Here is a 21,017-nt window from a genome sequence, read left to right as displayed (position 1 = left end):
CCCAAACCTGCACCTATTCCCCTTTTGATGTAGTTTTCACCGCGATTTCTTCTCTAACCTGCACCTATTCCCCTTTTGGTGCAGCTTTGACCGCACTTTCTTCTCTAACCTGCACCTACTATTCTCAGCATACTTCTACTAACAAATCCACTCTTCAAATGACTTCCATTTCTCTTATTTTTCCATAGAAAAAAGACTGAGCCCAAGTTACTGGTCTCAGCCTTTTTTATGTCCTAGTATAAATGTGCAGTTTATACTTCCTATTAGTTTACTCCCTCTTACGAAAAAGCTCAATAGTCGCGATCACTGTTCAAAAATCGTTCAAATTCAAACGCAATTTCCTCTTTACATTTACATATTAATTTGATAACAATGCTTCATGTAACTCTTTCGAAGAGTGCTCCCACATCGCTTCATTATGTTCCTTTAAAAAGCGTGCGAGTATTTTTTAGAGCGTGAATCCATATCATCGACAACAATTTTCCCTTTTAACGACCTATCCATTTTATTAACATGCTCCGGCATACTTTTATAGCCACGGCGTATGTCACGGTCAATGAGCATTTCACAGCCAGCTACACCTGCATAATACGGTTTTTTGTCCTTATATTCAATTGTTACCCAGACGAGCCAATACAACTTTCCGTTTGGCACCTCATCTTTATTTTTCAAAAATTTAATCCGTCTTTCTACTGCAGAACGGGCGTGAAGTGCCCCATATCAACAAACGCTTCGTCATCATCCGGACAAACAAACACTGGTGATACATTGTCTAAATTCATAACTCCAGCACCGTAACCACCGTGCCCATCAGTTGAGTCCCCGCTTAAAATATTAAAACCGGTCGTTTTTTTCTTAAGGTTATCATTATTTAATAAATCCATTTTACTTATCATCCTTTCCTTATACTATTATGACGATAGATTTCGCAACATATGTATATAGGAAAATGCCTCATTCAATTCATCTTCGCTATAATTCTGCTTTGCTTTTAACGTTTTAACTTTTTCCCTTTGTTCCTCTTCGTCTAAATCTTCAAAGTAAAGTAATGTTGATACGAGCTCTAAAAAACGTGAGCTCTTTTCATTTAACGCCTCAACTAACTCAGAAGATAGCATTTGATGTGGATACATTTCTAAAAAACGTTCCCCCTCAGGAGAAAGCGTATAGCGGTATTGATAATAATGCCCTTTATCCTCTTTATTTTCAACAACAAATCCTAAGTTACACAGCTCTTCCATTCTTAAGCTTAACTCCTCTGAGTATGGTCCAAACATATGAAATGTGTAGCGTTCCGAAAATGGTGCATTCAGTTTTTTCGCAATATAAATCATTTTCTGCAGTTTTTTTCTGCCGATTATTTCTCCCGCCTGCAAAAATAACCCCATCACATTGGCGTGATCCTTCAGCATCGCTATCCCTCTTCCCTTAAGATTATATATCTAAAATCGCTCTAATTTTCCTTTTAATCTCTTTATGCTCAGATTCATCTTCAAGCCGATCGAGTGGAACATACAGTTTATGATCCGTTCGTTTCTTACCAGAGATCGCTTCAACAACATCAGATTGCCGTGAAAGCTCACGCAGCTTGCCATTTGGCATTAATAAATGAATTGGAACCCGTTCCTCTTCCTCTCCAGGTCGATAAAAATCATATGGTAAGTCGGATGAGGAATCAAGTACTAAATAATAATCCGGCTGCAAATCGGCTTGTTTAAATAGATCATGCAAGATGAGCCAATCATTCATACGCTCGTTCGGATTAAATTCAATGTATTTAAAGAGCTGTCTATTTAGAAATCTTACACAAAGATCACGCAAAACGCGATCCTCTTCTTCCTGCCAAACTTGGAAATAATACATGACAACCGCCTCATCTAGCCGTAAATAGTCGTCCAAGCTCGCTTTTCCATTAAATAACGAGTAAAAGTGGATCGGCTCCTGCTTGAAAGCATACTTTTGCTCATAAAGGTCTTTTGCCCGCATTAAGATTTTACTCAAGATGACTTCTGCACTTCTTGTAACTGGATGAAAATAAACTTGCCAATACATTTGATAGCGGCTCATAATGTAATCCTCAACAGCATGCATTCCACTATTTTTGATGACAACCTGATCTTCCTTTGGCCGCATAACCCGCAGAATCCGCTCCATATCAAAATGTCCATAGCTAACACCTGTATAATAGGCATCACGTTGTAAATAGTCCATCCGATCAGCATCAATTTGGCTAGAAATCATACTCGTTACAAGCTTATTAGAATACGTCTTCTCAATGACATCAGCAACCGCTTTTGGAAATTGCTCATTCACTTGGGAAAGCACGTGATTAATTTCAGTATCCCCTACAATAATTGCTCTCGTCCATTCCTCATGATCGGTATTAAACACTTTTTCAAATGAATGAGAGAATGGTCCATGACCAATATCATGAAGCAGTGCTGCAGTCAGCACGAGTAAGCGTTCACCTTCGTCCCAATCAGGACGTCCGGTAAATATTTCTACCATTCTCCTAGTAATTTCATATACACCTAATGAATGATTAAAACGCGTATGTTCGGCACCATGAAAGGTCACATAAGTCGTCCCAAGCTGCCGAATCCTCCGTAACCGCTGAAACTCCTTTGTCCCTATAAGCTCCCATATTAACTCATCTCGCACATGAATATAGCATGAACAGGATCCTTAAACACCTTCTCTTCTGCTAAAACACCATATTTACTCATTGGTCAACCTCTCAAATTTGACGTTACCTTTATTATATAAGAAAAAACAATACATGTCTTTTCATAATAGATAGTTTCTGTAAAGGAAACGATTGATACACACATTCGATATCAAAATTTCTAGATCAATTTTTGTTGACTATGACACTAATGTCATAGTTTAGAATCATTTCTGAAAGGAGGAGTTTTCATTGAAGAAACATAACGATAGTAAGAAAGAAGAAGGTTCAATGGTAGCCAGAATTAAAAAGACGAGGGCGGACAAAGAACGAACACCAGTGACAGTCATTGGCTTAGGTCCTATGGGGCGGGCACTAGCCAGAGCATTCCTAAAAAACGATCACCCTACGACCGTTTGGAATCGTTCGCCGGGAAAAGCGGATGATCTTGTCGACCGAGGAGCTGTACTTGCTAATACAGCCGTTAACGCGATTGAGGCGAGTCCGTTGGTGATCATTTGTGTGCTGGACTATAATGCTGTACATTCAATCGTTAATCGGTCGGAGAGTATCTTAAAGGGAAAAGCATTGGTGAATCTTACCTCTGATTCCCCAAAACAGGCACGCCAAATGTCGTTATGGGCTACAGAACATGGAGTTAACTACCTCGACGGTACGATTATGACTCCTACACCGACCATAGGTCATTCTACGGCATCCATTCTATACAGCGGAACTAAGGACGTCTATCAAGCATATCAGTCCACATTAGCAAGCCTTGGTGGCACTGCTTCATATCTTGGCCCCGACCCTGGCCGTGCAGCCGCTTACGACATAGCATTGCTCGATTTTTTCTGGACATCTATGAATGGTTACGTCCATGCTCTTGCACTTGCGAGCACAGAAAATATTTCCTCTCAGGAACTCTTACCTTACACGAAAGGAATCATTGGTATCATGCCTAATATTATGGACGTTATGGCACAAGAAGTTGATCAACAAGAGTACCCAGGAGATGGCTCTAACATTGCCTCTAATGCAGCAGGAATGGAACACATTATCCAAGTTGCTGAAGAACATCGGATTGACGCCAGTATGTTAAGGGCCGCAAAGGCGATCGCACAGCGGGCGATTGACAAAGGCTATGGCAATGATGGTTTCTCACGCCTGAGTGATGTACTTAAAGAGTTTTCAAATGATAACGATTAATAAGGTAAAAAACATTTCATTACATTGATGAATAATGTTTCTATAATATCTTTAAGGAGAGAAGGTTAATGGAAAAATCAAAACAGGATCGAAATGTGAATGAACGAAACAAAACAGTAACAGTGCTAGGTCTAGGTTTAATGGGTCAATCTTTAGCGAGCACTTTTTTAAAGAACGGATTCCTAACAACCGTCTGGAACAGGTCTTACAAAAAGGGAGACGATCTTGTAGAAAAAGGGGCTACTCGTGCAGAGACCGTAAGAGAGGCAATATTGGCCTCCAAAGTCATCATTGCCTGTGTCGCGACCTATGAGGTTTTGATGGAACTCCTTGATCCTATAAGCGATGCCCTATCTGGTCACATCATCATTAACCTTACTTCTGGAACACCTGATGATGCTCGTAAGATGGCGAAATGGATAGCACAACATGATGCCCAATATTTAGATGGAGCAATTATGGCAGTACCCCCAATGATTGGCTCGCCTGAAGCAGTAATCTTTTATGGAGGAAACCTAGTACTCTTCAAAGAATACGATCCATTTCTAAAGGTACTAGGGGGCAACAGCGTACATCTCAGTGAAGACCCCGGTGTCCCGTTGTTATATGACCTCGCCTTATTGACCATGCTTTATGGCGTGCAGCAAAGCTGGCTTCATGCTCATGCTATGATAAATAGAGCAGGCATCACAGCTTCAGAGTTTCAACCATTTATCGAAGAATGGCTCAATTATGTCATTGTACCTAGCTTTTCGAATCCTGAGGCAGCAGCCATGCTTGATGAAGCCAACTACAAAACAGACGTTTCCAACCTTCATACGAATACACTCGCACTCGAACACATCATCAAAGCATGCAAAGAGCTGATCATCCCTTTCGACTGGATGGTACCTTTGAAGGCTAACTATGAGCAATTAGTTGCAGAAGGTTATGGAGCAGAAAGCCCTGAGCGAGTTTTTGAAATGCTTAGAGCTAAAAAACTGACTGACTAATAACAATGGGTAATTTTTGTAGCGAGGATCATTTGAGACAACCTTTAGCAACCGTTCATTGCTATACTATTACAAGAGGCTTGGAATTAAAAGGAATCGTTAACGACATGGTTACATATATGAGTAATAAAACGTTTATTTACTCGTAAGGACCCGTTAACTGATTATGCTTTTATTAGCTGCACTAAGGAGGTCATTTAATTGAAAATAAGTGAATTATCTAAAAAAACAGGTGTTAGCATTCGATCGATTCGTCACTATGAGAAGAAAAATCTGATTACTTCTACTCGCCTTGATAACGGCTATCGGGAGTTCGAGGAATCTTCCATTGAACGGATCAAAACAATCCAACTCTATTTAGGCTTAGGTCTGACGACTGATCAAATCGAGGAATTTTTGAGTTGTATAGATTCCTATCCACAATATGAAATGGAAGAATTATGTGATGAAGTATTTGATGTGTATGAAGATAAGCTAGCAGAAATCAACAAGAAAATATATGCACTATCTATTGTAAAACAACGGTTAGAAGAGCAAATCAAAAAGAAGGAAGACAGAGTATTGACTCGTTCGAATCACTGTGTTGCTATTAAATCTAATTAAATACTAATTTACTTTGTTAAAATGGAAATTCCTACGGTCATGTACTTTATTAAAATTCAAAGAGAATATGAACAACGCTAAAGACTTACTAACTTCATATTAAAAAAGTCTATAAATAATAATCCAAACTAATTCATATAAAACTTTAGTACTTTGTTTTGGCTAACCTAACTTTTGCCCCAACTTCTTGCTCTGTGGCTAAAAGCCTTTACTGCCGGCCTCGTCCTAAAAGGCCCACCAAAAGGTTTTCCTTTTCCACACAATTAGTTACTTACTCTAAAAGAATCTCTCATCGTACTTATCTAAATAGAAACTACAACACCATCATTACCGATTTCAGCAGATCCATCGTGCATAGTTCACACCTTTTTAGTTCTCATAAACCCCGGATAATTCAGTCGGAAAAACTCTTACCGAAAGTGAAGATACTACACTATTAGCCATAAAAAAAGAGTACCCTTTACTTATAGTAAAGCGACACTCTACTCTTCTCTATGAAGAAGTAACCTTTGATTGAATCTTCTTTTCTACTTTATCTATCAGCTGATCCTCATTAGGTGCAGCTACGGGGCGATTATTTACGAATACAAACGACTTCTTCCGTCCTGGACCGCAATACGATTGACAACGAATATCGATTGTTGCGGTAGGGTCGAGCTTCTTTAAACGCGGTATCAGCGTCTTAATATTCGTTGCTTGGCACTCGTCACAAATTCGAAATTCATTTGCCATATCTCGGTTCCTTTCTATCATATAAGTTGCTCATTTTTAACCTAGCGACTATTTTACCACACCTCTTTTTCTTTTGCACGAAAAAATGTGAGGAACATGATATAATAAATCGAACCGATTTCAAGGAACAGGAGTTACTCACATGTACGAAACATTAGGAACGATCTCAAAGAAATGGCGTTTACTTGATCATTCAACGTTAGGCCTCCATTTTCCACCTCTTGATTCATTTGCCTATGACGATACGTTATGTGCCTTTGTCGGTCAGGGATTTTCCTTGCCCACGATTCGCCCATGGTTCATGACAGAACGGTTGTACTCGGAATTCAAGATAGCCGCCTACCGCATATAAGTGGTGGAATTGACTTTTTACAATCAGAAGGTTATAACGTGATCATTAGAAATTCTGGTGGCCTTGCCGTTGTCCTTGATCCAGGAATTTTAAATGTATCACTTATTATGAAAGAAAATAAATCGATTTCAATTGATTTTGGCTATGACATGATGTACCACTTTATCCAAAAGGCTTTTGCCTCCTATGAGGTTAAGATTGAAGCAGGAGAAATTGTTGGTTCGTACTGCCCTGGCAGCTATGATTTGAGCATTAATGGCAAGAAGTTTGCCGGCATCTCACAAAGAAGGATTCGTGGTGGCGTTGCTGTTCAAATTTATTTATGTTTAACCGAAAGTGGAGAAGAACGTGCCCAGCTCATTCGTTCTTTCTATGAACATGCAGTTAAACAATCACCTACTAAATTCATATATCCAACGATTCATCCGACAACGATGGCTTCGTTAACTTCCTTATTACAGGATAACATCGATGTTGCAAAAGCTATGCAGCTTCTATTGAAAACAATCATAAAGGACGGCATTGACCTTTCAAACGTCTTTTTTTCTGAAGACGAACAAGCTTGGTTTAACGAACAACAAAATCGCCTAATTGAACGAAACAATAAAGTGCTATAAGAATTGTATATTTATAGCACTTTATCCAATTTCCTCATTTTTTAATTCCTTTTGTACATTAAGAAATAATGAATGCTTATACCCTCCGATAAGAAGTGTTAGTACGTGTATAGCCAACAGGATGAGAGGCTGTTGTTTATACAATTTCAATAGCCCCAGCCTAATGAGGATTTGGTCAATAATCGCTAATAACCCAATGCCAATTATTTTATTTGATCGCTTTGACCTTAAAATGATAGCGGTTGAAAATACACTAGCTAACAACGCATATAACGGTGCTACGATAAATTGGTCGCGAGTGTCACTTCTTGATGTTCGGTAAGGAAAACGAAAACGAATTGCTTTTGTAAAAGAAAATAAAAAGAATAAAACATTCGCATATTGAACTACATTACTTAAATATAAAGAAATGATCATAATGATCTTTTTCTTTGACGAACGGAAACCACGCCACCATTGATCAACAAACCAGAAATAAAAGAGAACCCCAAAAAAGGTGAATGGTGTTTTCCACGTCCTTTTTACAAAAGCACCTTTTTTTACGAACGTTTCTTCAATCGCAGCTAATAATAAGGCTAATGCTATTTTCATTTTCCAGCCATATTGAAACAACGTTATGAACACGGCCTTTATCGGAACAAAATAGGCTTGAGAAAGAAACGCACCAAAGACATTATCAACCCAAGGGTTCCGAAAGATTTTCGGTTTATAACGATACATTCGTAAAAGATTTAAAACACCATATTCAAACAAGTACGTAAACCCTAACGTACTCAATAACAAAGCGATTGCTTTCTTTTTGAATTTGACTAACACTATGACTAAAAAGAATAAATGAGTAAAACTAACGATCATAAATAATCGCGTTCGTCCGTTCATTTTCATAAAAGACCCTTCCCTTTCCCGTACTACTTTTAGTGTGAATTAAGAGCCTTATTTCATACTGTGGAAAAAGAATGGAAATATTATATATTAACTAAAAATGCCAAAAGGATACGAATCCTTTTGGCATAATTATTAATGATTGGATACAGTTGTTTTTTGGTTAATTGCCTGCATCGCTGTAATCAAAGACAGCTTATAAATATCTGCTACATTACATCCGCGCGAAAGATCATTAACTGGCTTATTAAGCCCTTGTAATATTGGTCCAATCGCATCGTAGCCGCCTAAGCGCTGAGCAATTTTATAGCCTAAATTTCCTGATTCAAGACTTGGAAAAATAAAGACATTTGCTTGACCTTGTAACGGAGAATCCGGAGCCTTCTTTTGTGCTACCGCTGGCACAAACGCTGCATCAAATTGGAACTCACCATCTATAACTAAATCAGGACGTGCTGCTTGAGCAAGCTTTGTCGCTTCAGATACTTTTTGGGTCTCAATTGATGATGCTGAACCCTTCGTAGAGAAGCTTAGCATCGCGACCTTCGGATCAATTCCAAACACTTTCGCTGTTTCTGCTGTCGCAATGGCAATTTCCGCTAATTCCTCACTATTCGGTGCGATATTAATCGCACAATCACCGAATACAAACTTCTTGTCCTCTTTAACCATAACAAACACACCTGATGTTCTCTTAATACCTGGCTGTGTTTTTATAATCTGTAATGCTGGGCGAACAGTATCTCCCGTCGAGTGTGCCGCTCCACTTACTAGGCCGTCTGCTTTGCCCATATAAACAAGCATCGTTCCAAAATAATTTACATCCACTAACTTTTCCCGTGCGGTTTCCTCGGTTTCCTTCCCTTTTCTTCGCTCAACAAACGCTGCGATCATCGCATCGATTTCATCATAATTTACTGGATCGATAATCGTTACATTTGTTACATCTAACTGTAGTTCGTTCGCTTTCGCCTTCACTTCTTCTTCACTACCGATTAAAATTGGCTTTACGACTTGATCAGCTTGAAGTTTAATCGCAGCTTCTAATACCCGTTCATCCGTCCCTTCTGGTAAAACGATCGTTGGTTGATGTTTTGCCACTTGCTCCTTAATTGCTGTAAATAGATCGCTCACTATATATCCTCCTCTTTTTCGTTCCCTCAACTTTTGATCCCTACTATTAGCATACTCCTCCAAGAGTGAAAAAGGAACCGTATTTGTCAAGTTCATCAAAGTGTCAATTTTCCAAAAAATCATTATGTTTGCGTTTTCATACTCTTGAATCCTTCATTTTACGCTCCTTTACCTTTTTTAGGTTCACCAAAGTTATGACGCTTATGTGTCAGTGGTGCTCTTCATTTTTTCCAACATTTAAAATGTGATATAGTAAAGGTACTTTATAAGAAGATGAGGAGTGTGAATCATGAGTGAAGCAGCGGTAACATTAGATGGTTGGTATTGCTTACATGATTTTCGAACAATGAATTGGCCTGCATGGAAAACTCTTACTGAAGAAGAACGCCATGACATTTTAGATGAATTCCATTCAATGATTGCAGATTGGCAAGAAACAGAAAAACAAGAAAAAGGAAGCCATGCCTTGTATACGATCGTTGGGCAGAAAGCTGATTTTATGATGATGATCTTACGCCCAACAATGGAAGAATTAAATGTAATCGAAACAGCCTTTAACAAATCAAAGCTAGCAGAATTTACAATCCCGAACTACTCTTACGTTTCTGTTGTAGAATTAAGTAATTATATGGCTGGGAAAGCAATGAAGACCCTTACCAAAATCCACACGTTCGTAGTAGACTATACCCAATTTTACCAAAAGCGAATCACGTCTGCTTCTATCCAATGGACAAGCGTCGCCAAGGCAATGATAATTGGTACATGCTGCCAATGGAAGAGCGTCGTTCCTTAATGAGAAGTCACGGTATGATCGGCCGCAGCTATGCTGGTAAAGTAAAGCAGGTCATTACGGGGTCGGTTGGCTTTGACGATTGGGAGTGGGGCGTAACATTGTTCGCTGATGATGTATTGCAATTTAAAAAGCTTGTATATGAAATGCGTTTTGATGAAGTATCTGCTCGCTATGGCGAGTTTGGTGCTTTCTACGTCGGAAATCGCCTTGATATTGATCAAATCCACTCGTATATGAGTATATAATTTTTTTCAAAACACCGAAAAACGGTTTTGCCGTTGTCGGTGTTTTTTTTCGATAAAAATTCTATTCATAACATGCAAAACAAAGTCATATAGTGAAGTAACTGTACAGCCTACGTCGTTAACATCGTAGAACGGCAACTATGAATAGGGGGTGAACGAATGGCTGTCATTAAAACAAATTCAAATGATATTGAAATACTCGCTCGCCTAATGAGAGCAGAGGCAGAAGGTGACGGGAGATGGGCATGCTTACTGCAGGGAACGTAATGGTAAACCGTGTAAGAACTCGTTGCCTCGATTTTGAAGATATTAACAATGTGCAAGCGATGACTTTTCAATCTCCAGGCGGGTTTGAAGCTGTCCAAAAAGGCTATTTTTATCAACGTGCTCGTGAACGAGATAAACGATTAGCACAACGCATCGTTAATGGCGAACGGCATCGCCCTGCTGAAAATTCATTATGGTTTTTCAGACCCGAAGGAACATGCCCAGCCAATGGTGGGGACAATGGAATTCAGGACGTTATAAATCGCATTGCTTTTATTCTCCATTAGCTTCAGAATGCCCTGATGTATATCGTACTTATTAACATATTCAACAAGATTATACTATAAAGGAGAGGTACACATATGAGTCAACAATGGTTTCCACAGCAAGGCCAACAACCTATGCAATCACCTAATCAACAGTCTATGCAAGGAGGTAATCAGCAACAGCAACAAGCTGGGGTCCTTATTTCTCAGCTCAGCAATACCAAACACCAGGCTTTGCTCAACCACAGCAACTTCAGCCGTTAGGCGGTGCTGTCCCAGGGTTCCCGCAACAAGGTCAACCAACAAGCCTTCCGCTCGAACAGTCGTATATCGAAAACATCCTTCGCCTTAACCGTGGAAAAGTAGCAAGCTTTCACATGACTTATGAAAATAACAATGAGTGGAATGCACGTGTCTTTAGAGGAATTGTGGAAGAGGCTGGACGTGACCATATCATTGTTAGTGAAGTAGATGGAAGCAATTATTACATTTTACTTATGGTTAACCTTGATTTCGTCGAGTTTGATGACCCAATTGAATACGAGTATCCTTTTTCAGCAGGTCCTGTATTAACTCAATATTCGCCACGGCCTGAATAATTGTAGAATAGAAAAAGCGTCGATTATGTCGACGCTTTTTCTATTCCTTAACGTATAGCTGCTAGTGCTAATAATACCCAGCCGATAATAAATGCTAAACCACCGATTGGTGTAATTGCCCCGAGCTTCGTAATCCCCGTTAAAGCCATTACATAAAGACTACCTGAAAATAGGAAGATCCCAATCAAAAAACTCAAACCAGCCCCTGTTAATAAGCCATTTGTTGCCATTTTCATTGCTAGCAACCCGACTGCAATAATCCCAATACCGTGGATCATATGATATTGAACACCGGTTTGATAATTTTTCATCATTCTTTCAGACAGCTTTCCTTCTAAGCCGTGAGCACCGAATGCCCCAATCACAACAGCTAGTCCCATAATGATGCTACCTAAACATATAAATAATTTCGCCATTTTTCTATACACTCCTCTTTTGATACGCTACACTAATCATATCATGAACGTACATTATTACAAAAAGGAGTGAGATCATGGAGAAGCTAACGATTCGCCCCTATACACAAGAAGATTTCGAACAATTACTTGATGTACAAAAAGAAGCTTTTCCACCACCATTTCCCGAAGAGCTTTGGTGGTCAAAAGACCAAATCGCCTCACATATCGATACATTTCCTGAAGGTGCAATATTAGCAGAAATAGACGGAACCGTTGTTGGTTCTGCGACATCCACTCTTATTCGTTTTAATGGAGAACCTCATACATGGGAAGAAATAGCCGATAACGGTTACATTGTGAACAGCTTTCAATCCAACGGGGATAGTCTTTATGGAATTGACGTTTGTGTTAGGCCGAGCTATCGCGGCAAAGGAATTGCTAAAGCATTGTATGAAGCTAGGAAAGAGCTTGTACGTACTAATGGTTATAAGCGGTTCCTTGCTGGCTGCCGCATTCCTAACTACTATCAATATGCTAATGAATTCGATGTACAATCCTATATCAAAGCGGTAGAAGCTGGTGAAATTAGCGATTTGGTCCTTACCTTTATGTTAAAGCAAGGCTTAACTCCCATTCAAGCCTTGCCAAACTACCTTATTGACGAGGAATCTCTTCATTATGGTGTGCTCGTCGAATGGAAAAATGATCAGATTTAAAAATCAAGCAAATTTGATTTAGGAGCAGAAGGAGAAGGCGGTTCAACCGAAACAGATGTTGTTACATGAGATTGTGGTATTGTAGGTTGTACTTGAACGGAGGCTGATGGTTGTTTTGAGTCGATCGCTTGTGTACTCGTTCCTTTTAAAAGCTTACAATATGTTTCAATCGCGATCGCTTTCTCCTTTATGATTTCCGTTTGTCCGTTATCAGTTGCCCGCTTTAACAGTTCAAGCTCCTGTTCTAGCTGACGGACAATTTCCTTAGCATGTATATTCATTGATAGCACCTCTTTTTTTACGTATTCTTAGCTACTAGAATACCATACTGTATACACCATGTCTTATATATAAAATGAGACGGCAGTCCCATGTGACATCACTCCTTGCCTTAGGTCCTTGAATTTGCTACACGAAGCATTCGCACCCACACTTGATTCAAAATAAAAAAAGATCAGGCATGTTCCTGATCTCTTGATGCAAAGATGGCTTTAATACCTGCTACGTTTACACCTTGTTTAATTAATGTTTTCACTTCGAGAAGCTTTTCAATATCCTCTAATGAAAACATCCGTTGGTTTCCATCGTTGCGAACTGGCTTAACCAACCCTTGTTCTTCGTAATACCGAATTTGTCGGGCAGTTAGGTTAGTCATTTCCATCACAACTCGGATGGGTAAACATGCTTGCTTGCGTGGAATTTCCGACTTCATCCCTGCCCCTCCTCCCATCATTACTCTGTTACGTTCTTTGCTGCTGGCGAGCTAAATACGTATAAATATCCTGCAATGTTTCATAGCCTAATTCCTTTGCAAAGCGGACATTCTTTTGCCATAGCTTTGCTGTCACAAGTGCATCCTCTAACGCATGATGACGAGTAGTAATCGGTATTTGATAATGATGACAACACTCATCTAAAGTCACCAACTTTAACGAAGGATGGACGACCTTCGTTAAAAAAGATGTATCCAAAAGCCGATGTACAAAGGTCGTACGTAACATTTGCCACGTAACGTGCGACATAAACCGCTTTTCATGACTAGCATGATGGGCAACCAATGTCGATGTACCGATATATTCATAAAAGTCACCGAGCACTTCTGAGATCGGTTTCGAATTAGCTAACTCTCCCTTTGTTAATCCTGTCAACTGCAGAACGTCTTCTGGTGGGTTCTCACAATAAACGGTTGAATAGAACGTTTCCTCCTCAAGAACGATGTCACCTTTCATCTTGACAGCACCGATTGATAATATACAATCACCTTTATCAGGATAAAAGCCGCTCGTTTCCAAATCAAAAACAACAAATGGTAGCTCTGAAAGAGGGTGCCCCAACACATCGCCTTTTTTCAAATCGCGTTGAATTTGACGCAACTGTGAATGTCTAGCAGCTGCGGATTGCTGCTGCAAGGACGTATACACGCTTGGACTTAATTTCCCTGATAGTTGCTTCACAAGCTGCACCATATTGTTCATCATGTCCGTTCACCCTCTTTACATGCCCTTTCGATTTCTCGATACAATTGGTGACCTTCCTTAATCCATCTTTTCAATTGTCTCTGGTCCGCATCACTTACCTGCTTTAAAGATAAGTAGTGAACATGGTCGTACTCCTTTACATCAGCTGTCCATTCAACTCTTTTTTCTAATAGCTTCGCAAATGAATTCTTCTTTGCCTTAATAGATTGATAATCTTTCGGTAAGTGGTCAAATCGTTCCAATGTCGATGGTACATAAATATCGTGTTTTAAAGCAAGCAGACGTAACCCATTAACATACGGAAACAAGACAATTTGCTTAAAATCAAATAAGCCTTGATACTCTCCCTTTGTTTCAACTAGTAACTGATTAAACATACCTAACCCTTTACGAAGTCTCCCTGTGTTTTCAGTAAATCGTCTTAAAAGAAATGGCTGCTCATTTACACTGGTAAACAAGTGACTTTTCAATGTTTTTAGCAGCTTTTCTTCACCTATCAATACACGTGAATCAAAGAACGTTAACGTAAAACGAAGTGTTTCCCACTTATTCTCTTGCAACCAATAATCGAGCTGCTTGATCCAATCATCTAGTGACATACACCACTTTTTGTTTGCTGCCATCACGTTTCCATCACATCGCTCATACCCTACTTTACTCAGCACATCGACGATATTGTTCCCTAGCTGTAAAAAATATGCTTGATTCTTTTCGCTATCTTTTTCATAAATGATGCCATGATCTTGATCACTCCAAAAAGCCTGTTCTTGCCTTGCTCCACTTCCCATAAGAAAGAACGTAAAGTGAGTGGGAGTCTTTCCCCACTCACTTTCTGTTCTTTTCAGTGCGAAACAGACTGCTTTTTCATGATCAAATCATGACTTCGTTGTAAAGAAGCTGAGGTATGTGTGCGATCATGAACGATTCTCATCCGTTCTTCATAAAGCTCCTGTAACTGCTGATCCCAATCACGCTGTAAGTCCTCAGACGTCTTACTCATCTTACGCGCCTGTTTTCGTATCTTGACCAGGCATATTCTCAGGATAGCCATAGCTACCATGCTCGCTTAAGTCAAGACCAACAATTTCTTCTTCTTCAGATACTCGTAATCCACCAGTAATTGCACCTGTGATCTTAAGAAGAATATAAGAAGCAACAAAGGCGAATAGACCACAAGCAACCACACTGACAATTTGAACACCTAGTTGTGTGAAGCCACCGCCATAGAACAAGCCAGCACGACCTCCAACTAAATTAGCTAATTCTTCTGTAGCGAAGAAACCAGTTGAAATTGTACCCCAAACACCTGCGATACCGTGTACTGATAAAGCAAAGATTGGATCATCAATTTTGGCTTTATCAAAGAATTTCATACTTGCATAAACGATAAGTCCTGCAATTAACCCAATGACAACTGCTGCCCATGGAGCAACGAACGCACATGATGCCGTAATGGCTACAAGTCCCGCTAACGCACCATTTAACATAGTTGGTACATCTGCTTTTCCTGATACTGCCCAGACGATGAACATAGCTGCAATTGCACCGGCACCTGCGGCTAATTGTGTGTTAAGAGCAACATAGCCGAAGAAGGCATCTGCTACTTCTAACGTACTACCTGCGTTAAATCCAAACCAACCTACCCATAAAATCATAACCCCTAATGCTGTATAAACTTGGTTATGACCTGCTAAATCATTTGCTGAACCATCTTTGTTAAATTTCCCAAGACGTGGCTTTAATAAAATCGTAGCTGCTAAAGCTGCCATTGCACCGGTTAAGTGAACAACCGTTGAACCAGCGAAGTCTTGCTTTCCAAGCTCTGCTAACCAACCGTCGCCCCAAATCCAGTGTGAAACAATTGGATATACAAATGCTGAGAATAAAACGGCAAAGATAAGATAAACTGATAATTTCGCACGTTCTGCAAATCCACCAAATGCAACCGTTAAAGCAATCGCCGCAAACATCATTTGGAAGAAGAAGTCAACCGATCCAACTAAACCTTCTTCAGCAGTTGAGTAATCTCCATAAAAGAAATCTGACAGCCCGATGAACATATTCCCTTCACCGTAGGCAAATCCCCAACCGACTGCCCAATAGACTAATGATACGATCCCGACTGTAAAGATCGTCTTACCAGCGATGTGACCCGCATTCTTCATTCGAGTTGAACCCGCTTCAAGTAAAATAAATCCTGCTTGCATGAATAAAACTAAAACTGCACAAATCATGATCCATAAATTATCCATAAGTGCTATTTCTGGCATGATATTCTCTCCTCTCGATATGAAACGTGTCAGCGTTACAATAGCTAACATCATTTGTTAACTCTTATTATACGTACCTGACATATTGCTTCTACAAAGTTGTCAGTTTATCTGACATAGTAATTCGATCTGTCCTCGATTCTCGCGTGTTACCTTTATGAATCACTCATTTGAGCGTATTGAAAACAGTGCTATAATAAAGGCATTCACCGTAGTCAGACTACATACGTGCGATAAAGTACATTTGACATAGAAAATCGGTAGCTTTAAAAGCTATCGTTTTTCTTGTATTAATTAAGAAAACCTTAAGATTTTACGTAGGTGAATGTTAAGATTTGTTGTTTAAGATAAGAATCAACCGATAGAAATAGACATTTCTGAAAGGAGGGAGAATATGGACACATTTACCATTTTAGTTGTTGATGATGAAAAAGAGATTCGTGATGCGATTGAGATTTATTTAAAAAACGAGGGAATAACGGTCATTCAAGCAAAGGATGGAATTGACGCGTTAGAAAAGCTACATGAGCAAACAATCCACCTGATCATCTTAGATGTGATGATGCCACGGCTTGATGGGATTGCGACCACTTTTAAGATAAGAGACAAAAAGAATATTCCTATAATTATCTTAAGTGCGAAAAGTGAAGATACGGATAAAATATTGGGATTACAAGTCGGTGCTGATGATTACATAACAAAGCCATTTAATCCACTTGAACTAATCGCTCGAGTAAAGTCACAATTACGTAGATATGTCACGCTTGGCACGTATGAGGGAGGAAATAGTGTGATCGATTTATCTGGGTTAACACTCGACCCAGAGGCTAAAGAACTGAAGGTTCACGGAGAGGTTGTTAAGTTAACTCGAATTGAATATAAGATTGTAGAATTATTAATGCGAAACGCTGGACGTGTCTTTTCAATTAATGATATTTACGAACGGGTCTGGAATGAACCAAGCTATAATGCAGAGAACACAGTAGCGGTTCATATTAGAAAAATACGTGAGAAAATTGAGATCGATCCAAAAAATCCAAGATATTTAAAGGTGGTATGGGGAGTTGGATACAAAATGGAAAAGTAGATTATTCGTTGTTGGCTGGTTTCTGTTAGTTGCATTCGGTTTAAATGGCGTCCTAACACTAGTCTCAGAAGGGCCTTATTATATGAAAAATTATTTTCAAACGACTGAGTTTAACCATCAATTCGAGGACTTTCTTGAACAGCTTAGTATTTATGAGTTAAATCAATTACCGAAAGAACAAGTAAAGGACCTTATTACTGTCAGCAATCATGAATTAGAGGAGTACCGGTATCGCTACGGTGAGCTGTCCTCGCAACTAGAAAGCATTCAAGATCAATATATACACCGGATTGAAGAAGCTCTCGCCAATGATAATCAAACAGTGGCTGATGCTTAATAGAAGAAAGAGATGGGAAGATCGAGGATATCTCGCAAAACTTTTCCGACGACGATTATGTTCGAGAGAAAATCATAAAGGAAAAGGAACAGATCATTGATGAATATTATGAGGAGCTTGAAAAAAATCGTTCAGAATTTTTAAGACTTTCATCAAGCTTCCTTTATTATTTAAACGATATTGATTCAGGAGAGGTGTTTTCTAATATTGAACTAGTACCTGATGAAGTAAACGTTGCTTTTGAGAAAAAAGATTTGCATTTTATTAAGCAATACCCTTCAACAAATTATAACTACTTATCTACTGAGCATTATGGTATGCCATACGTTTACTATGATATTGGGATGAATGATATTATCGAATTACAAAGTCGGGAATTGGAAGGTACGATCGCCGTTCCGATGTCACTTCATAGCGGCAGTGCCATTCATGCAAATTATGAAAGCCATAATAAAAGGAGAATTTATTATATCGTACGCGGTATATTAGGATTTTTCGCCTTATTGTCAGCTTTTTATCTTTACAAAAGAAGAAATGTTTTTCGTTCAGTTGATCTTGCAAAAGTAAAAAGCTACTATCTTCGTCTACCAATTGACATTCAAATAGTAACCTTAGTCTTTTTCGCCATGACGGCTTTGTTTAGTATTAATCGACTAAACTTTTTACCTTATGATTTTATAAATCAGCTTTATCCTTTTATTAAGGGAGAGATAAAAGCATTAGCGTTCAGCACGTTTTTTATTGCAGGTACATGGATACAGGCTTTATTTATAAAAGATTCTTTCAAAGAGTCGTTCAAGAGTCGTGAATCATGGAAAAAGGCAATTGTATACAGATCATGGTTAACGTTAAAAACCGCTTTTGCTAACCGAAAACTCGGGACTAAAATCACCCTTTTGCTTTTGATTGTTTTCGTGTTTGGACTAGCATTTTCGATCGTATTCTTCGAACCCTATCTTATTATTCCATATGCGTTTGCCTTTTTCATTATTGGCCTGCCAGTACTAGTGATTCTAGTTAAACAGCTTGCATTGTTCAATCGTATTGTTGATCATACAGAGCAGCTTGCAAACGGCTACCTTGGGCCTGATCTCCCAGAAAAAGGGCGTTCAACACTCGCTAAGCATGCACGTCACATTAACAGCCTTAAATCAGGTGTTCGAACATCACAAAAGGAGCAAGCAAAAAGTGAGCGCCTCAAAACAGAATTAATCTCTAATGTTAGTCATGATTTACGAACACCTCTAACATCCATTATTACGTATACTGAATTACTAAAATCGACTAACGCTAATGACGAAGACCGTCATGCTTATATTGAAATTATCGATCGTAAGTCCAAACGGTTAAAAGTCTTAATCGACGATTTATTTGAAGCATCCAAAATGGCAAGTGGGAATTTGGAATTAATCAAGGAAAGAGTAGACCTTGTCCAACTGCTCCAGCAGGCTCTTGCTGAACACAGTGAAGCAATCAACCATTCTACCTACAGTTTCGTACTTCCGCTCCCGATTCGCCACTTTATGCAAATGTTGATGGTCAGAAAATATGGAGAGTGTTTGATAATTTAATTACGAATATTCTACATTATTCACTTGAGCATACGAGAGTTTATATTTCGATTGTGCAAAAAGAAAATCATGCGGTTATGACATTCAAAAACGTGACAAAATATGAATTAGGTGACAGCGTTGATGAGCTATTTGAACGGTTTAAACGAGGAGATACGTCGCGCCATACGGAAGGATCTGGACTTGGATTAGCGATCGCTAAGTCGATCGTTGACTTGCACGGAGGTCAATTGGACCTTGATTTGGATGGAGACCTCTTTAAAGTAATCGTGACAATTGAGCTAGCATAGTCTTTTAAATAGTTTAGGCGGCTGAATAAATGCCGCCTTTTCTTAATTAATCATTAGGAATCCCCCACTCAATCACCTCTTCGCCACGTGCTGCTAATAGTTGATTCACTTTTGAGAAAGGCCTACTTCCAAAAAAACCTCTTCTAGCTGACAAAGGGCTCGGATGAGCTGAAGCTAGTACATCATGTTGAGAAGAAATAAGTGTCTGCTTCGCCATAGCTGATTTCCCCCACAAAAGATAGATAACAGGTGTTTTCCGAGCATTTAACGCTTGAATGATGGCATCAGTAAAATGTTCCCATCCCATTCCTTGATGAGATTGCGGTTCACCCTCACGAACTGTTAAAACGGTATTCAATAGTAAAACACCTTGCTTCGCCCAATGAGTTAACATTCCATGATTAGGTGGCGGACATCCGAGGTCCGCTTCTAATTCTTTGAAAATATTACGTAACGATGGTGGTATCCTAACACCTTTTCGAACAGAAAAACTCAAGCCATGAGCTTGATTTGGTTGATGATAGGGATCTTGTCCTAAAATAACAACCTTTGTCCGTTGATAAGCTGTTAGCTTTAACGCTTGAAAAAGATCCTTACCATTCGGATAAACGTGATTATTTTTATACTCTTTTTCTAAGAACAATTGTAATTCTTCCATATACGGCTTCTTCAGCTCATCAGCTAATACTGTACGCCAGTCATTCTCAACATCAAACCAATTATTCATACAACGTCCATCCCTTTTGATTTAAACGTTCTTCTAACGCATGAACAGTCATAGCCTCTGTTGAGAGGAAATGAGCATCTGCTTCTTTTAAATAGTCGTAGTCTCCAACTCCAACAGCATACATCTCTGTTTGGAGAATCGCTTTTAATCCTGGAGCTCCATCCTCTATCGCGACACATTGAACTGGCTCTACTCCTGCTAGTTTAGCAGCTTTCAAAAAATCTCAGGATCAGGCTTCCCACGCTCTAATGTCGTTACATCAACAATTGCTTTAAAAAAGTGTTTTAGCTTTAATTGTGATAACACAAAAGGAGCATTCCGACTAGCTGAAGCAACAACTAACGGAAGACCTAGGTCATTTAACTGTTCAATAAAGGAACGAATGCCTGGCTGTGCATCTTCCTCTGTCAGATCCTCTAATAAAGCACGATAGTGTTTATTTTTCTGCTCACAAAGGACATCAAACTCTAGTTCCGTTAGTGTTTTACCTGAAGCCTTTACGATTTCTTTTACCGTATCCGAACGACTTAAGCCTTGCATGTTCATATTCCATTCGTGACTGTACTCTATTCCTAACTGCTCTGCTACTCGTTTATTTACAATATAATGAAGCGGTATTGTATTAGAGATGACACCATCCATATCAAAAATAACTGCTTTAATTTTTCTCATGCTCTACTCCTTTTAAGTCGTTCTTATCGTCAATCTCTCACTAATTGTGTAAAATAGCTTCATAGCGAGACAGCTTTTTTTCGTATATCTACTAGAGAGAAGGTACATGCAACAT

At 39.2% G+C, this 21,017-nt stretch carries 24 protein-coding genes and 6 pseudogenes; 14 read left to right on the top strand and 16 right to left on the bottom strand.

Annotated elements, in window-relative coordinates; all coding sequences use genetic code 11:
• Nucleotides 1–188, top strand: a 188-nt coding sequence (locus JCM19034_RS23505; RefSeq protein WP_231687004.1) for a hypothetical protein, incomplete at its 5' end; no start/stop codon positions are given.
• A 170-nt stretch (nucleotides 189–358) separates the two neighbouring features.
• On the opposite strand, the pseudogene JCM19034_RS16580 reads toward JCM19034_RS23505, so the two are convergent.
• The 3 genes and pseudogenes from JCM19034_RS16580 to JCM19034_RS16570 all read right to left on the bottom strand — a co-directional run bounded on the left by JCM19034_RS16580 (nucleotide 359) and on the right by JCM19034_RS16570 (nucleotide 2,726).
• Nucleotides 359–884: pseudogene (locus JCM19034_RS16580) on the bottom strand (YwhD family protein).
• Nucleotides 885–911: 27 nt separating this feature from the next.
• Nucleotides 912–1,412 (bottom strand): YwgA family protein, encoded by a 501-nt coding sequence (locus JCM19034_RS16575; RefSeq protein WP_062051468.1) that lies wholly within the window; start codon nucleotides 1,410–1,412, stop codon nucleotides 912–914.
• Nucleotides 1,413–1,434: 22 nt separating this feature from the next.
• Nucleotides 1,435–2,726 (bottom strand): annotated as a pseudogene (locus JCM19034_RS16570) (HD domain-containing protein).
• Nucleotides 2,727–2,917: 191 nt separating this feature from the next.
• Here JCM19034_RS16570 and JCM19034_RS16565 point away from each other — a divergent pair.
• The 3 genes from JCM19034_RS16565 to JCM19034_RS16555 all read left to right on the top strand — a co-directional run bounded on the left by JCM19034_RS16565 (nucleotide 2,918) and on the right by JCM19034_RS16555 (nucleotide 5,469).
• On the top strand, nucleotides 2,918–3,874 hold the full coding sequence (locus JCM19034_RS16565; RefSeq protein ID WP_197276429.1) for an NAD(P)-binding domain-containing protein: 957 nt from the start codon (nucleotides 2,918–2,920) through the stop codon (nucleotides 3,872–3,874).
• Between the two features lie 68 nt (nucleotides 3,875–3,942).
• Nucleotides 3,943–4,866 carry an NAD(P)-dependent oxidoreductase gene (locus JCM19034_RS16560; RefSeq protein ID WP_062051466.1) on the top strand — a complete coding sequence of 308 codons (924 nt, stop codon included), beginning with the start codon at nucleotides 3,943–3,945 and terminating at the stop codon, nucleotides 4,864–4,866.
• Between the two features lie 201 nt (nucleotides 4,867–5,067).
• A complete protein-coding gene (locus JCM19034_RS16555) occupies nucleotides 5,068–5,469 on the top strand; it encodes a MerR family transcriptional regulator (protein ID WP_062051465.1) in 402 nt (133 codons plus the stop codon).
• Between the two features lie 492 nt (nucleotides 5,470–5,961).
• Here the strand turns inward: JCM19034_RS16555 and JCM19034_RS16550 are convergent, their stop codons facing one another.
• Nucleotides 5,962–6,201 (bottom strand): DUF1450 domain-containing protein, encoded by a 240-nt coding sequence (locus tag JCM19034_RS16550; RefSeq protein ID WP_062051474.1) that lies wholly within the window; start codon nucleotides 6,199–6,201, stop codon nucleotides 5,962–5,964.
• A gap of 142 nt (nucleotides 6,202–6,343) precedes the next feature.
• Between JCM19034_RS16550 and JCM19034_RS16545 the strand changes: the two are divergent.
• A pseudogene (locus tag JCM19034_RS16545) lies at nucleotides 6,344–7,170 on the top strand (biotin/lipoate A/B protein ligase family protein).
• A gap of 21 nt (nucleotides 7,171–7,191) precedes the next feature.
• On the opposite strand, the gene JCM19034_RS16540 reads toward JCM19034_RS16545, so the two are convergent.
• Both JCM19034_RS16540 and pta read right to left on the bottom strand, forming a co-directional pair.
• Complete coding sequence (locus JCM19034_RS16540) at nucleotides 7,192–8,055, bottom strand: hypothetical protein (protein WP_062051463.1); 864 nt, start codon at nucleotides 8,053–8,055, stop codon at nucleotides 7,192–7,194.
• A 132-nt stretch (nucleotides 8,056–8,187) separates the two neighbouring features.
• Complete coding sequence (gene pta / locus JCM19034_RS16535; protein WP_062051461.1) at nucleotides 8,188–9,186, bottom strand: phosphate acetyltransferase; 999 nt, start codon at nucleotides 9,184–9,186, stop codon at nucleotides 8,188–8,190.
• A gap of 289 nt (nucleotides 9,187–9,475) precedes the next feature.
• Between pta and hemQ the strand changes: the two are divergent.
• The 4 genes and pseudogenes from hemQ (at nucleotide 9,476) to gerQ (ending at nucleotide 11,356) form a co-directional block, all read left to right on the top strand.
• A pseudogene (gene hemQ, locus JCM19034_RS16530) lies at nucleotides 9,476–10,224 on the top strand (hydrogen peroxide-dependent heme synthase).
• A 159-nt stretch (nucleotides 10,225–10,383) separates the two neighbouring features.
• Nucleotides 10,384–10,813, top strand: a pseudogene (locus JCM19034_RS16525) (cell wall hydrolase).
• A gap of 40 nt (nucleotides 10,814–10,853) precedes the next feature.
• A complete protein-coding gene (locus tag JCM19034_RS21940) occupies nucleotides 10,854–11,021 on the top strand; it encodes a hypothetical protein (RefSeq protein ID WP_156324027.1) in 168 nt (55 codons plus the stop codon).
• Between the two features lie 65 nt (nucleotides 11,022–11,086).
• The gene (gene gerQ, locus JCM19034_RS21935; protein WP_156324026.1) at nucleotides 11,087–11,356 is read left to right on the top strand and encodes a spore coat protein GerQ; all 270 of its coding nucleotides are present in this window, start codon (nucleotides 11,087–11,089) and stop codon (nucleotides 11,354–11,356) included.
• 47 nt (nucleotides 11,357–11,403) lie between these two features.
• Here the strand turns inward: gerQ and JCM19034_RS16515 are convergent, their stop codons facing one another.
• A complete protein-coding gene (locus JCM19034_RS16515) occupies nucleotides 11,404–11,772 on the bottom strand; it encodes a DUF423 domain-containing protein (protein ID WP_062051459.1) in 369 nt (122 codons plus the stop codon).
• 77 nt (nucleotides 11,773–11,849) lie between these two features.
• Here JCM19034_RS16515 and JCM19034_RS16510 point away from each other — a divergent pair, with 77 nt between their 5' ends.
• Nucleotides 11,850–12,470 (top strand): GNAT family N-acetyltransferase, encoded by a 621-nt coding sequence (locus tag JCM19034_RS16510; RefSeq protein WP_062051457.1) that lies wholly within the window; start codon nucleotides 11,850–11,852, stop codon nucleotides 12,468–12,470.
• Here the strand turns inward: JCM19034_RS16510 and JCM19034_RS16505 are convergent.
• The 6 genes and pseudogenes from JCM19034_RS16505 to JCM19034_RS16485 form a co-directional block, all read right to left on the bottom strand.
• A complete protein-coding gene (locus JCM19034_RS16505; RefSeq protein WP_062051456.1) occupies nucleotides 12,467–12,751 on the bottom strand; it encodes a DUF5327 family protein in 285 nt (94 codons plus the stop codon). The genes JCM19034_RS16510 and JCM19034_RS16505 overlap by 4 nt on opposite strands.
• 182 nt (nucleotides 12,752–12,933) lie before the next feature.
• Nucleotides 12,934–13,182 (bottom strand): annotated as a pseudogene (locus JCM19034_RS16500) (MerR family transcriptional regulator); the annotation flags it as partial.
• Between the two features lie 28 nt (nucleotides 13,183–13,210).
• Nucleotides 13,211–13,948 carry an exonuclease domain-containing protein gene (locus tag JCM19034_RS16495; RefSeq protein WP_082394145.1) on the bottom strand — a complete coding sequence of 246 codons (738 nt, stop codon included), beginning with the start codon at nucleotides 13,946–13,948 and terminating at the stop codon, nucleotides 13,211–13,213.
• Nucleotides 13,945–14,736, bottom strand: a complete 792-nt coding sequence (locus JCM19034_RS16490; protein ID WP_062051452.1) for a DUF294 nucleotidyltransferase-like domain-containing protein — start codon at nucleotides 14,734–14,736, stop codon at nucleotides 13,945–13,947. The genes JCM19034_RS16495 and JCM19034_RS16490 overlap by 4 nt, the downstream gene beginning before the upstream one ends.
• A gap of 53 nt (nucleotides 14,737–14,789) precedes the next feature.
• The gene (locus JCM19034_RS21930; RefSeq protein WP_156324025.1) at nucleotides 14,790–14,948 is read right to left on the bottom strand and encodes a hypothetical protein; all 159 of its coding nucleotides are present in this window, start codon (nucleotides 14,946–14,948) and stop codon (nucleotides 14,790–14,792) included.
• Between the two features lies 1 nt (nucleotide 14,949).
• Nucleotides 14,950–16,218, bottom strand: coding sequence for an ammonium transporter (locus JCM19034_RS16485; RefSeq protein WP_062051450.1), 1,269 nt, complete (start codon nucleotides 16,216–16,218; stop codon nucleotides 14,950–14,952).
• Nucleotides 16,219–16,612: 394 nt separating this feature from the next.
• On the opposite strand from JCM19034_RS16485, the gene JCM19034_RS16480 reads away from it, so the two are divergent.
• The 4 genes from JCM19034_RS16480 (at nucleotide 16,613) to JCM19034_RS22405 (ending at nucleotide 19,503) form a co-directional block, all read left to right on the top strand.
• Entirely contained in the window at nucleotides 16,613–17,305 is a 693-nt protein-coding gene (locus tag JCM19034_RS16480; protein WP_062051448.1) for a response regulator transcription factor, read from the top strand.
• The gene (locus tag JCM19034_RS22415) at nucleotides 17,283–17,642 is read left to right on the top strand and encodes a hypothetical protein (protein ID WP_062051446.1); all 360 of its coding nucleotides are present in this window, start codon (nucleotides 17,283–17,285) and stop codon (nucleotides 17,640–17,642) included. Before JCM19034_RS16480 ends, JCM19034_RS22415 begins: the two co-directional genes overlap by 23 nt.
• Nucleotides 17,643–17,836: 194 nt before the next feature.
• Nucleotides 17,837–19,213, top strand: coding sequence for a histidine kinase dimerization/phospho-acceptor domain-containing protein (locus JCM19034_RS22410; protein WP_062051444.1), 1,377 nt, complete (start codon nucleotides 17,837–17,839; stop codon nucleotides 19,211–19,213).
• The gene (locus tag JCM19034_RS22405) at nucleotides 19,198–19,503 is read left to right on the top strand and encodes an ATP-binding protein (RefSeq protein WP_062051441.1); all 306 of its coding nucleotides are present in this window, start codon (nucleotides 19,198–19,200) and stop codon (nucleotides 19,501–19,503) included. The genes JCM19034_RS22410 and JCM19034_RS22405 overlap by 16 nt, the downstream gene beginning before the upstream one ends.
• A gap of 46 nt (nucleotides 19,504–19,549) precedes the next feature.
• Here the strand turns inward: JCM19034_RS22405 and JCM19034_RS16460 are convergent, their stop codons facing one another.
• Genes JCM19034_RS16460 through JCM19034_RS16450 form a run of 3 tightly spaced genes read right to left on the bottom strand, consistent with a single transcriptional unit; the run spans nucleotide 19,550 to nucleotide 20,902 of the window.
• Nucleotides 19,550–20,230: a uracil-DNA glycosylase gene (locus tag JCM19034_RS16460; protein ID WP_062051439.1), complete on the bottom strand. Its 681-nt coding sequence runs from the start codon at nucleotides 20,228–20,230 to the stop codon at nucleotides 19,550–19,552.
• Nucleotides 20,223–20,447: an HAD family phosphatase gene (locus tag JCM19034_RS16455; protein WP_062051437.1), complete on the bottom strand. Its 225-nt coding sequence runs from the start codon at nucleotides 20,445–20,447 to the stop codon at nucleotides 20,223–20,225. Before JCM19034_RS16455 ends, JCM19034_RS16460 begins: the two co-directional genes overlap by 8 nt.
• A complete protein-coding gene (locus tag JCM19034_RS16450; protein ID WP_062051435.1) occupies nucleotides 20,444–20,902 on the bottom strand; it encodes an HAD hydrolase-like protein in 459 nt (152 codons plus the stop codon). The genes JCM19034_RS16455 and JCM19034_RS16450 overlap by 4 nt, the downstream gene beginning before the upstream one ends.
• Nucleotides 20,903–21,017: the final 115 nt, after the last annotated feature.

Origin of the sequence: Bacillus sp. JCM 19034 (assembly GCF_001310635.1) — a bacterium.
GTDB lineage: Bacteria > Bacillota > Bacilli > Bacillales > Bacillaceae_D > Halalkalibacter.
Note: the sequence above shows the minus strand (reverse complement) of the source record. Positions and strands in the feature narration are given on the sequence as shown.

Coding starts and splice junctions, on each gene's coding strand:
- JCM19034_RS16575 (WP_062051468.1), bottom strand. CDS start 1,412: ATGCTGAAGGATCACGCCAATGTGATGGGGTTATTTTTGCAGGCGGGA.
- JCM19034_RS16560 (WP_062051466.1), top strand. CDS start 3,943: ATGGAAAAATCAAAACAGGATCGAAATGTGAATGAACGAAACAAAACA.
- JCM19034_RS16550 (WP_062051474.1), bottom strand. CDS start 6,201: ATGGCAAATGAATTTCGAATTTGTGACGAGTGCCAAGCAACGAATATT.
- JCM19034_RS16540 (WP_062051463.1), bottom strand. CDS start 8,055: ATGAAAATGAACGGACGAACGCGATTATTTATGATCGTTAGTTTTACT.
- JCM19034_RS21940 (WP_156324027.1), top strand. CDS start 10,854: ATGAGTCAACAATGGTTTCCACAGCAAGGCCAACAACCTATGCAATCA.
- JCM19034_RS16515 (WP_062051459.1), bottom strand. CDS start 11,772: ATGGCGAAATTATTTATATGTTTAGGTAGCATCATTATGGGACTAGCT.
- JCM19034_RS16510 (WP_062051457.1), top strand. CDS start 11,850: ATGGAGAAGCTAACGATTCGCCCCTATACACAAGAAGATTTCGAACAA.
- JCM19034_RS16505 (WP_062051456.1), bottom strand. CDS start 12,751: ATGAATATACATGCTAAGGAAATTGTCCGTCAGCTAGAACAGGAGCTT.
- JCM19034_RS16495 (WP_082394145.1), bottom strand. CDS start 13,948: ATGATGAACAATATGGTGCAGCTTGTGAAGCAACTATCAGGGAAATTA.
- JCM19034_RS16490 (WP_062051452.1), bottom strand. CDS start 14,736: ATGGGAAGTGGAGCAAGGCAAGAACAGGCTTTTTGGAGTGATCAAGAT.
- JCM19034_RS21930 (WP_156324025.1), bottom strand. CDS start 14,948: ATGAGTAAGACGTCTGAGGACTTACAGCGTGATTGGGATCAGCAGTTA.
- JCM19034_RS16485 (WP_062051450.1), bottom strand. CDS start 16,218: ATGCCAGAAATAGCACTTATGGATAATTTATGGATCATGATTTGTGCA.
- JCM19034_RS16480 (WP_062051448.1), top strand. CDS start 16,613: ATGGACACATTTACCATTTTAGTTGTTGATGATGAAAAAGAGATTCGT.
- JCM19034_RS16460 (WP_062051439.1), bottom strand. CDS start 20,230: ATGAATAATTGGTTTGATGTTGAGAATGACTGGCGTACAGTATTAGCT.
- JCM19034_RS16450 (WP_062051435.1), bottom strand. CDS start 20,902: ATGAGAAAAATTAAAGCAGTTATTTTTGATATGGATGGTGTCATCTCT.